Source organism: Glutamicibacter ardleyensis, assembly GCF_014644555.1.
In the GTDB taxonomy this organism is placed as follows: Bacteria; Actinomycetota; Actinomycetes; order Actinomycetales; family Micrococcaceae; genus Glutamicibacter; species Glutamicibacter bergerei.
Genome location: NZ_BMKX01000001.1, coordinates 717467 through 731717, shown reverse-complemented (window position 1 = coordinate 731717; position 14251 = coordinate 717467). Strand labels below are relative to the sequence as shown.

Below are 14251 nucleotides of genomic sequence, written 5' to 3'. Positions count from 1 at the left end.
GTAATCGACTGCGCCACGTAGACGCTAGTTAGCGTTGGAATTACTTGGATTCCAGCGCATCTGCAAAGTCATTGAAGAACTCGGTGTAAGTCTGGATACCTTCGTTGGTGTAGGTATCGGCCGGCATGACAACGATGTTGCCTTCCTTTGAAGCAGTGACATTTGCCAGCGCTTCGGACTTCTTGAGCAGGTCGGCGGCCGGGGTGTAGCCGGACTCATCCGCTGCGACTGCGCCGTCACGGTCAAGGACTAGCATCCAGTCTGGGTTCGAGCCTGCGATAGCTTCCACGGAAATGTCATCACCCTCGTGGTCGGTGGAGGAATCCTCAACAACCAGTGCCGGGGTCAGGCCCAGAATGTCGAAGGCTGGGCCAACGCTACGTCCGCTGCCCGGTGCCGAGTAGTTGATCTCGCCGCCCGAGGTGATCAGGCCCATGACCTTCTCATCCTTGTTGTAGGCTGCCTTGGCGCGCGCTACCGACTTGTCGAACTCATCGGTCAGTGCCTTGGCTTCGGCCTGCTTGCCGAAAATTTCTCCCAGTACGGTGGTCTGACGCTTGAGCTCTTTGTCGAAAGGCTCGCCTTCGCGTGGATCAAGGTTCACAATGGTGGCCTCGGGAGCCAGCTTGGAGATCTTCTCGGCGTGCTGGGTGAAGCGCTGTCCGTTGATGATTAGGTCCGGAGCGACCTCAACGATGGCTTCGAGGTTTGGCTCGCGGTGGCTTCCAAGGTCAACGACGTTTTTGTCCTTGGCGTAGCTGATGGTGTCTGGCATCAGCGCAACTGCGCCGGCGGTCAGCTTGATGTCCCAGGATTCCAGGGTTTCAAAGGTGCGGTTGTCGGTAGCGACTACAGACTTCGCAGGGGTATTGATGGTGTGTTCGCCGTTGTTATCGGTGAACGTCACGGTGGAGGTGCTTGCCGGTGCGGACTCTGCCGGGGCTGCGGTGTTCGAACCGCAGGCGGTTAAGGTCATTGCTGCGACGCCAAGCAGAGCTGCGGCGCGAAGTTTCATGGAAGCCATGTCATCCTTCAGGAAAGGGCGACCGTCGTTGGCCGCACAAGTAAGTGATCTGGTAATTAGCCTAGCCTAAGCTGACCTAAATCGAATAAGCCAGAGTACTGTTATGTAGCTCACTAACGGAAGGTTGTGGTGCGTAAAATTCGGATTTTACCGCGAAATTCCGCGTTTAGTTAGGTGAGCCAAGCTAGGGAGCCGGGCTATATAGTGCACTGAAGCGTAATCAAATTATTTTGTTTTTCCGAAGAAAGAGTGGTCAGCTCGCGTCATTTAAGGTCACGAGTTCGCACGCTGACGTTTTGGGCCACTGGCCTGGACGATAAAATGCGAGAATGAGCGATTCTCTGGACAAGGTCAGCTGGCCGATACGCACCCCACGATTGGTCTTGCGCCGGCTGGAAGCTGGCGACGCCCAAGCAACGTGGGAGTATCGCAAGCTGCCCGAAGTCCAACGCTGGATTACCTCTGGCGCAGCGAACTTCGAAGAATATCTAGGCCAATTCATGGCCGCAAAACGCTACGCCTATGATGTGGCGGTTGAACTAACCGACGCAAACGGTCAGCCGCGACTGATCGGAACCGTGATGGTCAAGGTGCAAGACGGCTGGGGGCAAAGCGAAATTGCCGCAACGGCGCGCGGCGTCGAAGCGGAAATAGGCTGGAGCTTTAATCCGGTTGATGGCGGCCAAGGCTACGCCAGCGAGGCCGTGAGCTGTGTGTTGGACCTATGCTTTGGCCCGTTAGGGTTGCGCCGGGTCGTGGCAGAATGCTTTGCGGATAATGAACCATCGTGGCGGCTCATGGAGCGCATTGGAATGCGCCGTGAAGGCTACGGGGTGCAAAGTGGTTTGCATCGTGAGGGCCAATGGCTTGACTCGATGAGCTACGCGATACTGGCCGATGAATGGCTCGCACGCAGCGAACGGGATCAAACGCTTCTCTAGCATGAGCGAAGCCCCCAACGCAGATTGCGTTAGGGGCTTCTTGTCATCACTCGCACCTTCAAGAGGTACTTACGACTCTAAGGACTTACTCTGAGAAAACTCTGAGTCAGACCTTGGCTTTGGCTACATCTTTGCCTTGGATGGTTTAGGCGTGCACGGTCCGGGTGGCCTGGGAAATGGGCCAGCCGGTAATCGTCTTAGGCCGCGGTGTGGCGTAGGTGCGCACCTTGGAGGTGCTCAGTCCCATCCGCACCAGCGACTCGGCGATCGTCACCGCGGCCCGAACTCCATCCACGATCGGCACACCGGTCGCTTCGCTGACCCGGGCTTCAAGCTCTGCCATGCCTCCGCAGCCGAGGCAGATGACCTCGGCCTTGTCGTTTTCTACGGCCTGGCGTGACTGCTCCACAATTGCGGCAACTGCCCGTTCGGGATCCGATTCAAGTTCTAAGACTCCCAACCCGCTGGCTCGCACCGAGGCGAGCCGATCGGTCAGACCCGCAAGCTTCAGACGGTCCTCAATTAGCGGAACCGTGCGGTCCAAGGTGGTCACCACCGAGTACTTGTGCCCCAAGAACTGGGCGGTTGATGCCGCCGCCTCGGTGATGTCAACGACTGGAACGTCGAGTAGTTCCTGCAGGCCCTCGCGGCCATGCTCGCCATAACCTGCCTGGATGACCGCGTCGTACTCGCCGGGGTAATTCAGAACCTTGTCCATCACGGCGATGGCGGCAAGGTAGCTTTCAAAATTTCCCTCGCAGGAGTCGGCCCCAAAGTCGGGGGTCAATTCGATGATTTCGGTGCCCGGAGCGGCGACCTTGCGGGCCGATTCACCGATCGCGTGAGTCATCGACGCGGTGGTATTCACATTAACAACAAGAATGCGCATTTGGATTCCTTTGGATCAGTGCTTCGGGGTGACTGCGATAGCTTCGCCGTCGATGTCGGCCAGGTCGATGCGGCGCTTAGCCATGAGCAGGTAGACGATGGCGCCGGCACCCGAGCCCAGGAACCAGGCGAATGGCCCCACAACATGCAGTGCAGGAACAAAAGCCAGCAGCAGCGCGACGACGGAACTGATCACCAAGGCGGCCACCGCGCGGAAATTTACTCCGCGGGTGAAGTAGTAAGTGCCCTCCGGATTGGTGCGGTACAGGTCCATAACGTTGATCCGTGCCCGGCGAACGATCCAGTAGTCGGCCATGATGATGCCGAATAGTGGGCCGAGCAGGGCGCCGAGTCCGCCGAGGAAGTAATTGATAATTTCCGGAGAGTTGTACAAGTTCCAAGGAAGGATCACCAAGCCGATGACGCCTGAAATCAAGGCGGCGGTGCGGAAATTCAGCTTCTTCGGGAACAGGTTAGTCAGCGCGTAGGTCGGAGCCACGAAGTTGGCCATCAGGTTTACCGCAATGGTGAGAATCAGAAGCGCCCCGGAAGCTAAGACCAGCAACAATGTATTGGGGATCGCTTCGACAACATCTGACGGTGAGCTGATGACCGCGCCGTTGATGGAGAACTGGGTGCCGGTCAACACGACAACAATCGCACCGAAGAACAGCATGTTCAACGGAATGCCGAAGAAGTTGCCGCGCACAATGGCCTTCTTTGAAGAAGCCCCGCGTGTGAAGTCGCAGAAGTTCAAAACAAATGTTCCATAGATGGAGACCCATAGGGCGGCGGCACCAAAGATGCCCACCCACATGTCTAGGCCGGAGCGCGATTCACCGGTGGTCATCGAGACGTTGAAGCCCGATTCAAAAAGCATCCAAATGGCTAGTGCTAAGAAGGTCACCAAAATGACCGGACCTGCAAAGGCCTCGTACTTGCGAATCATTTCCATGCCGTAGCTGACAATCACCAGTTGGAGGGCCCACAGGGTGACGAAGCAAATCCAGCCGAGGGTGTCTAGGCCAAGGAAGCTGGTCTGCTGCAAGCTGGCCGCGCCCGGCGCCAAGGCGATCACCATGACGCTGAGTACCTGGGAGGCGAGGAAGGTTTGAATGCCGAACCAGGCAATGGCCACGGCCCCGCGAAGTAGCGCCGGAATCTGTGCGCCGTTGATTCCAAAAGCGATTCGGCTCATGACGGGGAACGGGACACCGGTCTTTTCGCCCATGAACCCGGACAGGTTTAATAGCGCGAAAAGCAAGATCGCGCCGATGCCAAGTGCGGCAAGGATCTGCCACCCACTCATGCCTAGTGCGAACAGGCCGATGGCGAATGCGTAGTTGCCCAGTGAGTGCACATCGTTGGCCCAGAGGGTGAAGATGCTATAGGAATTCCAGGTGCGCCCCTTGCGAGTGGTGGGTGCCAGATCTTCGTTGTACAGCGAAGCGCTGAGCTCATGCGGGTTACTGGGATCGATTCCTTGGGGATGCGAATGGGTGAAGAGCGTCGGCGCGGAGGTGGTCTCCGGTAATTGGTGCGCCATGGTGGTGTCCTATTCTTAGGAGCGTGCTGTAGCTCAAGGCTTTTTCGGCGGACGAGGACCGACCGGGAGTAACTTAGCTATCGACAGCGCGCAGGAATGAAACGTGCCTGTATTTGCCTTGCGGGGTAACTGTGTTCGTGCCCCAGAGCAGGGGAGATGCGGACGCGTTACGGGTAAATAGGCTGGCCGAAGTTCAGATAGAACTCGGTTGGCGTGCCCACCACGGGCTGAGCTTCGTGCTGCAGACGCCATGCTGGCTTTTCTGCGTGAATCCCAATGAGTTGTTTGCTCATGGCTGCTCCTGAGTAAGTGAAATACACTCCGAGATGTGTGCCACATCAATTGTTTATCCACTGTATGCGGTACGTCACATTACCGCAATAGAGAATCCTAATCTCACTGTGTGGAATTATATTGAAACCATGTTGACTAGTGTTTTGGAAACGAAATTCGAGAAAGCGCGTCGGCGCACCCGCCCGTGGGCGCGAAGCGTGGCCGTCAAGAAGTCGCTAGCGTCGTCTGCACTTTTTGTGTGCCGTGGCGCCACTTAGAGCAGGCCCCTCCCCCCTGGGGGCGTTCGCGGAGTCGTCCATCGGGAGGCCTTGATGTGCGTGTAATGCATGCTGCATGGGGGTTGACAGTAACTCAAATTCAGATCTACAGTTTTCATAAAGCAAGACAAAGATTCCATGAAGTGGAATCTTTAAAAAAGGTTTCGAAGGGAAATCCAGTGTCTTATACTCTGAACTGCTCGATTCTGCTCACCGAACTACCTATCAACCAGCGTGCCGATGCCGCCAAGCAGGCGGGCTTCGACAGTGTCGAATTCTGGTGGCCTTTTGATGTGGCCGTGCCAACGGACAAGCAGGTAGATGAGTTCCTCGGCTCAATCAAGAACGCCGGAGTGCAGCTAGACGGACTAAACTTCTTCGCCGGTGATATGCCAGCGGGGGACCGCGGCCTCGTCTCGTGGGTTGGGCGCGGCGCAGAATTCCGCGAGAACGTAGATGTTGTCAGCGCCATCGGGGAGGCCACCGGTTGCAAATCCTTCAACGCGCTCTACGGAAATCGCCACAAGGAATCTTCTGCCCGGGCTCAGGATGAGCTAGCCGTCGAGAACCTTTTGATCGCCACCGCCGGTGTTGCACGCATCGGTGGAACCGTATTGATTGAGCCGGTATCCGGCACCGAAGCCTATCCGTTAAAAACCGCGGACGACGCGCTAGCGGTGGTACAAAAGGTCAAGCAGTCGGGTGGCGAAAATATTGGCCTGCTCGCCGACTTCTACCACCTAGCAGTTAACGGCGATGACGTAGCGGCAGTGATTAAAAAGCATGCCAAGGACTTCGCCCACATCCAAATAGCCGATGCGCCAGGACGCGGTGCACCGGGAACCGGTGACCTGCCGTTGTTGGATTGGATTACACGTTCGCGAGAGCTGGGCTACGCCGGTCTCGTTGCCTTGGAATATAAGCAGAGTGCGCAGACAGCCTTCGACTGGCTGCGCACCGCAGAAGTCGAAGCTTCCTAATCAATCTCTGCGCCTTGAGCGCTCACCGCCAACAAACTTTGGAGCATCAAATGTCGCAGAACGTTGCCTTTATTGGCTTGGGAATCATGGGACTGCCCATGGCTAAGAACCTGATTACCGCCGGTTTTCACGTCACCGGATTCAACCGCAGCGATAAGGCCACTAAGGAACTTATTGCCGCAGGTGGGCAAGGGGCCGAATCTATCGCCGAGGCCGTCAAGGATGCGGACGTCATCATCACGATGGTGCCCGATTCCCCGGACGTCGAATCGGTGACCACCGGAGCCGAGGGATTGTTCGCACACGCCAAACCCGGTGCAATCTGGGTTGATAATTCCTCGATACGTCCCGACGTCTCCGTGAGTCTGGCTAAGCGAGCCCGCGAGGCTGGGCTTCGACCACTGGACGCACCGGTATCCGGTGGCGAGCAAGGTGCGATTGACGGCGCGCTATCCATCATGGTCGGTGGCGAACCCGCAGACTTCGCCGAAGCTCAACCGGTACTCGAAGCCGTGGGAAAAACCATCGTCTTGGTGGGCCCCTCCGGCTCCGGTCAGACGGTCAAGGCGGCTAACCAGCTAATCGTGGCGGCGAATATCCAGGCGTTGAGCGAAGCGGTAGTCTTCCTCGAAGCCTATGGAGTGGACACCGACTCGGCGTTGAAGGTCCTCGGCGGAGGTCTTGCCGGTTCCAAGGTCCTCGACCAGAAGGGTCAAAAGATCCTAGATCGTGAATTTGCGCCAGGCTTCCGACTTGCCTTGCACCACAAGGACATGGGCATCGTGACTTCTGCGGCACGCGAAGCCGGGGTGGTGCTGCCCCTAGGAGCACTTGTAGCTCAGCTGGTCGGCTCCACCGTGGCCAGTGGTGACGGGGCGCTAGACCATTCCGGACTCTTCCGCGGCGTACAACGCCTTTCGGGCCAGAGCGAGTAAGACCCTTACCCATTCTCTGCTCGCAAATACTTCCTGTGGCGGGTTCTACGCCTACCTTCGGTGGCCGGCCCACCCGCTGGTGAATTTTTTTCTTCGCCATCAGGTGGTGTCCTTCGTTCCAGTTCGGGTCCGGCCTCCGGTGCTCGGGGTGGTGTGTGACGACGAATCAATTTGTCGGCCCGCCACAGGTCTACCCCATTCTTCTTTTTTACCGCTCCGTTCGGAGCCGAACCATCGATATGGATGTGTGATTTAAATGCCTATGATGCGCGCAGTAGATGCCATCGTGCTGATCCTGGAAAAGGAAGACGCCACCGAAGCGTTCGGCTTACCCGGCGCAGCAATCAATCCGCTGTACTCGGCCATGAGGCAGCACGGCGGAATTCGCCACACCCTGCACCGCCACGTCGAAGGTGCCAGCCACGCGGCAGACGGATACTCGCGGGCCAGCGGCAAGATCGGATTGTGCCTGGGTACTTCCGGTCCGGCCGGCACCGACATGATCACCGGTCTGTATGCGGCCATCGCGGATTCGATCCCGATGTTGTGCATCACCGGCCAGGCGCCCACCAATGTTTTGCATAAGGAAGATTTCCAAGCGGTAGATATCGAATCCATCGCCAAGCCCGTCACCAAGTACACCACCACCGTGCTCGAACCGGGCCTGGTTCCAGGTACTCTTGCCAAGGCCTTCCAGATCATGCGTTCGGGTCGCCCCGGCCCGGCACTGATTGACCTGCCAATTAACGTGCAGCTGGCAGAGATCGATTTTGATATCGACGCCTATGAGCCATTGGAACCCACCAAACCGCGAGCTACTCGCGGCCAAGCTGAGAAAATCGTGGATCTGTTGCTCAGTGGCAAGCGTCCCATCATCATTGCCGGCGGCGGTGTAATCAACGCGAATGCCAGCGACAAGCTGGTGCTGCTAGCCGAAGAGCTGAACATTCCGGTCTCTCCAACCCTGATGGGTTGGGGCATCATTCCCGATGATCACCGGTTGCAGTCAGGCATGGTGGGAATTCAGACGCACACCAAGTACGGTAACGAAACCTTCCTGGCTTCGGACGTCGTTCTGGGCATCGGCAATCGCTGGGCTAATCGTCATACCGGTGGTTTGGACACCTACCGCGCAGGACGCAAGTTCATTCACGTGGATATCGAGCCGACCCAGATAGGCCGGGTGTTCTCCCCAGATTTGGGAATCACCTCGGACGCTTCGGCAGCATTGGATGCGATCTTGGAGATTGTCCGCGAGCGCAAGAGTGCGGGCACCATCCCGGACTATTCGCACTGGGCAAATGAGTGTACTGCCCGCAAGGCTACGAATCACCGCAAGACGAACTTTGATAATATCCCGATCAAACCGCAGCGCGTGTACCAGGAAATGAACGCGGCTTTCGGCCAGGACACCACCTATGTGTCCACTATTGGGCTCAGTCAGATTGCCGGCGCGCAAATGCTGCACGTCTACGGTCCACGCAGGTGGATCAACGCCGGGCAGGCAGGCCCGTTGGGGTGGACCGGACCTGCTGCCTTGGGCGTGGTGCGGGGTAAGCCGGGCGAAAAGGTGGTCGCGTTATCTGGTGACTACGACTTCCAATTCATGATCGAGGAGTTGGCTGTGGGCGCGCAGTTCAAACTGCCGTACGTACACGTAGTAGTCAACAACTCCTACCTTGGTTTGATTCGCCAGTCCCAGCGTCCCTTTGAAATGGATTATCACGTCTCCTTGGGCTTCGATAACATCAATTCCCCGGAGACCAACGGATACGGGGTGGACCACGTCAAGGTCGCCGAGGGGCTTGGCTGCAAGGCCGTACGAGTCACCGACCCGGCGAAACTTGCCGAAGGCTTTGCCGAGGCCAACCGACTGGCCGAGGAGCATCAGGTCCCGGTCGTGGTGGAGGTGATCCTGGAAAAGGTCACGAATATTTCTATGGGCGCGCAATTGGATGGGATCAACGAGTTTGAAGATCTTGCCTTGGAAGTCGGGGATGCGCCTTCGGCGTTGGTGCCCATGACTTCTGGCACCAGGGTAAGTGCCTGATCTCGGTCGTCGCTGACCTGCCACCTGCAAAGTTCGGCGCGGGACACCGGTTCACCAATATGGATGTGCCCCGCGCCACAGCAATCTAGACTTGGCATAGAGCTGCCGAGCATCAAAAACCTGAGCTATCAACGAGTAGGAACGCCTCATGAGCATCAACGAAGCTGTTGGACGCGCATCGTCCGAAGCCACCACCGATAACACCTACGATTTGGTGCTGTGCGGCCAGCAGGTGCTGACCGCCGAAGGTATTGCTCCTCGGGAGATCGGAGTTCGCGACGGAAAGATCGTCGCCATCGAAGCGCTGGGAGTCGCGCTGGAAGGCAGTCGCGTGATCGAGGTGGCCGCCGACGAGGTGCTGTTACCTGGGCTGGTCGACACGCATGTGCACGTCAACGAGCCGGGGCGTACCGAATGGGAAGGCTTCGAATCTGCCACCAAGGCAGCTGCCGCCGGTGGCGTCACCACGATTGTGGACATGCCACTAAACTCCATCCCGCCAACGGTGAACCTCGAAGCACTGAACATCAAGCGCCAAGCTGCCAGCACCAAGGCCTACGTTAATGTTGGCTTCTGGGGTGGAGCGATACCGGGCAATAAAGAAGACCTGAAAGATCTACATGAGGCTGGGGTATTCGGGTTCAAATGTTTCTTGCTGCACTCCGGTGTTGATGAATTCCCCTCGTTGAGCGTTGATGAGATGGAAGAAGATATGGAGGTGCTCAAGTCCTTCGATTCATTGATGATTGTGCACGCCGAGGACTCGGACATCATTGACCATGCCCCGGACGCCAGCGGCGGCAAATACTCGGGATTCCTGGAATCACGACCACGCGATGCAGAAAATACTGCCATTGCGCAGGTCATCGAGCGCGCTCGCAAGACCGGAGTACGCGCCCACGTGCTTCACCTGTCCAGCTCGGATGCGTTGGAGATGATCAAGGAAGCCAAGGCGGAGGGTGTGAAACTCACCGTGGAAACCTGCCCGCACTACCTGACATTGCTGGCCGAGGATATTCCGGACGGCGCGACCGCCTTCAAATGCTGCCCACCGATCCGCGAGTCCGCTAACCGCGAATTGCTATGGCAGGGACTGCAAGATGGCGTCATCGATTGCATCGTTTCGGACCATTCACCTTCAACCGTTGACCTCAAGGACGTGGAAAACGGGGACTTCGGCGTGGCTTGGGGCGGCGTCGCGTCGCTGCAGCTTGGCCTGCCGCTGATCTGGACCGAAGCCAAAAAGCGCGGTATCGCACTGGAGCAGGTCATCGCGTGGATGTCGGCTAAGCCATCGGCGCTAGCCGGGCTGAGCCACAAGGGTGCTATCGCGGTGGGCAACGACGCAGACTTTGCGCTCTTTGCTCCGGAAGAAACCTTCGAAGTGGACGTAGCGAAGCTGCACCACAAGAACCCGATCTCTCCGTACCAGGGCAAAAGCTTGGCCGGCGTAGTGCGATCGACTCTAGTTGCCGGTGCAGACGTTGATTTCAAGACGCCCAAGGGGAAACTGATCACCCGCGAAGGCTAGGACTCCACCGGCAGAGACTCCCGTCCTGTCATGAACTGCTCCCCTGAAGTTGAACTGAGAAATCAGAAACCAACATCTGGGGAGCTTTTTAATGCCTGCGCGCCTAACCCACATTACTCTGCGTAGAACACCGCTGAGTTGGGGTTTTCTGTCCCGCGGATTGCAGGGCATTTATTGATTGGTCGCCGGGCGTACGGAGAATACATAACAAAGGCATATCGATTCTCCGGCACGCCGGATTATTCCGTCGTGCAGCCCATAGACTGGCAGCCACATGGGGATGAAGCAGTCGTAACTCTGAATACAGGAATTGGATATGATCGCGAATACTGCTGCCTCGATGCTGACCAAGGATATCGACGACCTGGCTCTGGGTGAGGCCGTTCAAGCATCCTTGATCCTCGGTCTCATTGTCTTGGCCGTGCTGCTGGCTTTCGGGATCAAAACCTATCTCCATTGGCGCCGTCAGCCCGAGGTTAAGGAGCGTGCTGAATCCGCTGCAGCAACTCCTCCCAAGGTGCAGTCTGGAGAACTTGCGCCACGCATCGACGTGCTGTCGGTGCTCGGAGATCTACGCCGACCAGGAGCTATGAAGCACAGCTTCGAGGAGCGGAAGTGAGGACGGCTTGGTGACAAGTGGCAAGATAGTGGTAAGTCAAACAGGGGATTGATAATCTCAAGCTTTAAGCTGGACTGCATTTGACTCAACCCACGCGACGACTGCCTGGAGGTATACGGGTGACTGAAGAAACCCAGATGCCTCCAGCATTGCGACGCTTTACCGGCTGGGCCGATCCCCAATCACGCCTTTTGCTCGTGCGGGCAGCGTCAGGCACTGGGCGGACCTGGTTCGCAAAATCCTGGATCGGTGACCGGCGGGGTACCGTTCACGACTTTTCTTCGAGGGAATTCGAAGGACTCGCGGAACTTGAAGCGATTTCCCGGAAGCTTTCCCAGGACCCTGAGCTTTACGCAGCAGTCGTGCTTTCGCCGGAGCATACGGTCTGGCATTTGGCGCTGACTGCCAAGATTCTTTTTGCCCAGCAACGTGACCTGCTCCTGAACGCCGGCGAAATTTCCGCGATGCTTGGAGGCATCGCTGGATCGGAGGAGGAAGCCCTCGAAATCTACGGCAAATGCGGGGGCTGGCTTGGAGCGGTCAAGCTGCTGGTACGCGACCTGCATTCCGTTGAGCCAGCACGCCAAACCCTGCGTGGCGCATTGTCGATGTGGTTGGCGCACAGTGATCCGGGCAAGGAATTGTCGGAAGCGGCAATCCTGCCGGTCTTCGACGACGCCACCGTGGAGATCTTCTACAGCCATTTGCACGCCGATCCGCACACCGTGAATGATCTGGTCCACTGCGGGCTTTTGCAGGAGAACGCGGAGCAAGACTGGATGATGCCATCGATGGTGCGGGAGCTTCTGCTGGAGCGAGTCCAGCTGGCGGGGGCTCAACGGATGGAGCTTCTCGAAGCAGCCGCTCTTGAGGCTGCTACCAGCGTGCACGGGGTGCTGGCAACGGCAGAAGCCGCGCTTGAGCAGCGGCGGTGGAGTGTGCTGAATCGGTTGGTGACTGAGAAGTGGGATGAGCTGCTCTTGCTGGATCTGCAGAAGTTCATGAAGCTCGCTTCCCGGATTCCGCCGGCCATCACCGGAAGGAATACCTACTTCGGACTGGGTCTGCGGATCTTGGGCGAGTTCATGCGCAATGACTCCGGGCTCCAGGCTCCTCGCCTGGCGATGGATTACGCAAATAACCCGCTGGCCCAGGCACTGAGGCATGAAACGGATCGGTTGTACCTGAATCCTGATCCCCAGGCAGTCACCATCGGCCTGATGGAAATGCTCTATCTGAGAATGAACGGCATGTACGCGGAAGCCGGGGAATCAGCCCTGCGGATGCGCAGTGCGCTCCATAAAGCGTCCGATGCAAGCACTGGGAATCCTTCACTCGCAGCGCTGGTCCATGCCCAAGCAGGAAGCAGCTTATTCCTGGCGGGGCGAGGCGCGGAAGCGCAACAGTCCTACGAACTGTCGTTGGACTCTGCGCGCAGGACCGGCAATGCGTTCCTGCCTGCGGATCCGGCCGGGAAATTGGCCTTGCTTCATGCGCTGGAAGGCCACGCAGATACCGCCAGGGATTACCTGAGCGAACACGAACAGCACATCTCCCGGGTCGGCTGGGGACAGGACATGGTGGAACGTGACGCAATCCTGGCGCGTACCTGCCTTGCTCTGCGGATGCTTGACGCGGAACTGGCGCGAAGCGAGCTGTCAAAACTTTCCCGAACTCCAGACATGGATGAATTCTGGCCGGTGCACGCCTATTTGCTCGCCGCGGAGAAATTCATCCTGGCCCTGCCTGCAACGGCGGGCAAACTGGTCCACCAGATGAGCCGGCAGCGTGTTGTATCGGACGGAACCTACTGTTGAGCCGACTGAGCCGACTGTGGAACCAACGCAGCCGACTGAACCGACTGTGGAGCCTACGGAACCTACTGTTGAGCCGACTGAGCCGACTGTGGCACCTACGGAACCAACTGAGAAACCTTCGGTTTCCTTGGGTGACTACGTTTGGGTTGACAAGGACCGCAACGGAATTCAGGATGACGATGAAGACCCAATTGAAGGCGTCGTTCTGAAACTGATCGGTCCGGACGGTAAGGAAGTCGTTGATATCAACGGCAATCCTGTCGGCCCGGTAACCACCGATGAGAACGGCTTCTACAACTTCAAGGACCTGCCGGTCCTGAAGGATAGTCAGTCGTACACGGTAGTTATTGACCGGGACGAATCCGCCGATGCTTTGGACGGCTACCTGCCGACCAAGGAAAATGGTTCCGATCGAGATGAGGACTCTTCAACTTGGGAGGCCAAGTCTGAAGGCCTGAACGAAGATGGAGATCACGACGGAACCCTCGACTTCGGCTTCTACCTAGACGAAGTTCCTGAGCCGACTCCGAGCGAGTCGACTCCTACGGATCCAACTGAGGAGCCTTCGGAAGATCCGACGGAGCCAACTCCAAGTGAGTCGACTCCAACGGAATCAACCGAGAACCCTTCGGAAGATCCGACGCAGTCGCCGGAGAAGAGCGAAGATCCTTCACAGGATCCAACTCCTCCCGAGACGTCTGATCAGCCTTCGGCTTCGCAGTCCGTTGATGGTTCTGAGGAACCAAAGCAGACGCAGAAGCCCAAGGAAGAGGACAACCTGGCTGACACTGGTTTTACGGCCATGTCGCTGCTGGTTCTCGGTCTGCTCCTGGCAGCAGCAGGTGTAGTTTTGGCCCGCCGCACTCGCGGCCGCCACAGCTAATCAGCTGTTGAGGTGATGAAAAAGTGGTGCCCGGATTCCCTTGGGGGGACCCGGGCACCACTTAGTTAACGCGGTTATTTTCTAGAATTGTGTTTGTCGGACACCGAGTTATTTTGCTTTGACCGCCAGCACCGGGCAGTCAGCCTCGATCAATATGCGCTGGGCAATGCTCCCCATAAGAAGTTTCCCCACTCGTGAGCGTTTGCGAAGGCCTAATACGATCATCGAAACGTCGTGTTCCTGTTCGGCCTGGAGCACGAAGTCTGCACCATCATGCACGGTCGCGGTGGGCGGCAAGATTCTTACCGGAACACCAAAGTCTGCCAGGGTGTTCAGATCAATGCCCAGCTGATCTTCGGTGACCGGATCTTTTTCAAGATTGGCTACGAGCAAAGAATCTTGAGCCTTGTGAGCTTCGGCGAATCCGCGGCGTATGGCCGCGCGTCCCGCATCGGTGTCGCTATAGCAAGCCAAAATGGCCATGAG

13 protein-coding genes are annotated in these 14251 nt (G+C 57.6%); 8 read left to right on the top strand and 5 right to left on the bottom strand.

Annotated features, from left to right (window positions below; translation table 11 throughout):
- Positions 1-40: 40 nt before the first annotated feature.
- The gene (locus tag IEX04_RS03265; RefSeq protein WP_188683658.1) at positions 41-1024 is read right to left on the bottom strand and encodes a siderophore ABC transporter substrate-binding protein; all 984 of its coding nucleotides are present in this window, start codon (positions 1022-1024) and stop codon (positions 41-43) included.
- A 329-nt stretch (positions 1025-1353) separates the two neighbouring features.
- Between IEX04_RS03265 and IEX04_RS03260 the strand changes: the two genes are divergently transcribed.
- Positions 1354-1965: a GNAT family N-acetyltransferase gene (locus IEX04_RS03260; protein WP_188683656.1), complete on the top strand. Its 612-nt coding sequence runs from the start codon at positions 1354-1356 to the stop codon at positions 1963-1965.
- Positions 1966-2110: 145 nt separating this feature from the next.
- On the opposite strand, the gene IEX04_RS03255 is transcribed toward IEX04_RS03260, so the two are convergent.
- The 3 genes from IEX04_RS03255 to IEX04_RS18995 form a co-directional block, all read right to left on the bottom strand.
- Positions 2111-2854 carry an aspartate/glutamate racemase family protein gene (locus tag IEX04_RS03255; protein ID WP_188683654.1) on the bottom strand — a complete coding sequence of 248 codons (744 nt, stop codon included), beginning with the start codon at positions 2852-2854 and terminating at the stop codon, positions 2111-2113.
- Between the two features lie 15 nt (positions 2855-2869).
- Positions 2870-4399, bottom strand: a complete 1530-nt coding sequence (locus tag IEX04_RS03250; RefSeq protein ID WP_188683652.1) for an NCS1 family nucleobase:cation symporter-1 — start codon at positions 4397-4399, stop codon at positions 2870-2872.
- Between the two features lie 167 nt (positions 4400-4566).
- Positions 4567-4692: a hypothetical protein gene (locus IEX04_RS18995; RefSeq protein WP_268236908.1), complete on the bottom strand. Its 126-nt coding sequence runs from the start codon at positions 4690-4692 to the stop codon at positions 4567-4569.
- 437 nt (positions 4693-5129) lie between these two features.
- On the opposite strand from IEX04_RS18995, the gene IEX04_RS03245 reads away from it, so the two are divergent.
- The 7 genes from IEX04_RS03245 (at position 5130) to IEX04_RS03215 (ending at position 13765) form a co-directional block, all read left to right on the top strand.
- The gene (locus tag IEX04_RS03245; RefSeq protein ID WP_188683650.1) at positions 5130-5930 is read left to right on the top strand and encodes a hydroxypyruvate isomerase family protein; all 801 of its coding nucleotides are present in this window, start codon (positions 5130-5132) and stop codon (positions 5928-5930) included.
- A 38-nt stretch (positions 5931-5968) separates the two neighbouring features.
- Complete coding sequence (locus tag IEX04_RS03240; RefSeq protein WP_382344611.1) at positions 5969-6865, top strand: 2-hydroxy-3-oxopropionate reductase; 897 nt, start codon at positions 5969-5971, stop codon at positions 6863-6865.
- Positions 6866-7121: 256 nt separating this feature from the next.
- Positions 7122-8915 (top strand): glyoxylate carboligase, encoded by a 1794-nt coding sequence (gcl, locus tag IEX04_RS03235; protein WP_188683646.1) that lies wholly within the window; start codon positions 7122-7124, stop codon positions 8913-8915.
- A gap of 148 nt (positions 8916-9063) precedes the next feature.
- Positions 9064-10446, top strand: a complete 1383-nt coding sequence (gene allB, locus IEX04_RS03230; protein WP_188683644.1) for an allantoinase AllB — start codon at positions 9064-9066, stop codon at positions 10444-10446.
- Positions 10447-10762: 316 nt separating this feature from the next.
- Positions 10763-11065, top strand: coding sequence for a hypothetical protein (locus tag IEX04_RS03225; protein WP_188683642.1), 303 nt, complete (start codon positions 10763-10765; stop codon positions 11063-11065).
- 119 nt (positions 11066-11184) lie between these two features.
- Positions 11185-12882 carry a hypothetical protein gene (locus tag IEX04_RS03220; protein WP_188683640.1) on the top strand — a complete coding sequence of 566 codons (1698 nt, stop codon included), beginning with the start codon at positions 11185-11187 and terminating at the stop codon, positions 12880-12882.
- Between the two features lie 88 nt (positions 12883-12970).
- Positions 12971-13765, top strand: a complete 795-nt coding sequence (locus tag IEX04_RS03215; protein WP_188683638.1) for an SdrD B-like domain-containing protein — start codon at positions 12971-12973, stop codon at positions 13763-13765.
- A 108-nt stretch (positions 13766-13873) separates the two neighbouring features.
- Here the strand turns inward: IEX04_RS03215 and IEX04_RS03210 are convergent, their stop codons facing one another.
- Complete coding sequence (locus tag IEX04_RS03210; protein ID WP_188683636.1) at positions 13874-14248, bottom strand: universal stress protein; 375 nt, start codon at positions 14246-14248, stop codon at positions 13874-13876.
- Positions 14249-14251: the final 3 nt, after the last annotated feature.

Excerpts from the sequence above, each read along its gene's own strand:
- IEX04_RS03265 (WP_188683658.1), bottom strand. The coding sequence starts at position 1,024 with ATGGCTTCCATGAAACTTCGCGCCGCAGCTCTGCTTGGCGTCGCAGCA.
- IEX04_RS03260 (WP_188683656.1), top strand. The coding sequence starts at position 1,354 with ATGAGCGATTCTCTGGACAAGGTCAGCTGGCCGATACGCACCCCACGA.
- IEX04_RS03255 (WP_188683654.1), bottom strand. The coding sequence starts at position 2,854 with ATGCGCATTCTTGTTGTTAATGTGAATACCACCGCGTCGATGACTCAC.
- IEX04_RS03250 (WP_188683652.1), bottom strand. The coding sequence starts at position 4,399 with ATGGCGCACCAATTACCGGAGACCACCTCCGCGCCGACGCTCTTCACC.
- IEX04_RS18995 (WP_268236908.1), bottom strand. The coding sequence starts at position 4,692 with ATGAGCAAACAACTCATTGGGATTCACGCAGAAAAGCCAGCATGGCGT.
- gcl (WP_188683646.1), top strand. The coding sequence starts at position 7,122 with ATGCCTATGATGCGCGCAGTAGATGCCATCGTGCTGATCCTGGAAAAG.
- allB (WP_188683644.1), top strand. The coding sequence starts at position 9,064 with ATGAGCATCAACGAAGCTGTTGGACGCGCATCGTCCGAAGCCACCACC.
- IEX04_RS03225 (WP_188683642.1), top strand. The coding sequence starts at position 10,763 with ATGATCGCGAATACTGCTGCCTCGATGCTGACCAAGGATATCGACGAC.
- IEX04_RS03210 (WP_188683636.1), bottom strand. The coding sequence starts at position 14,248 with ATGGCCATTTTGGCTTGCTATAGCGACACCGATGCGGGACGCGCGGCC.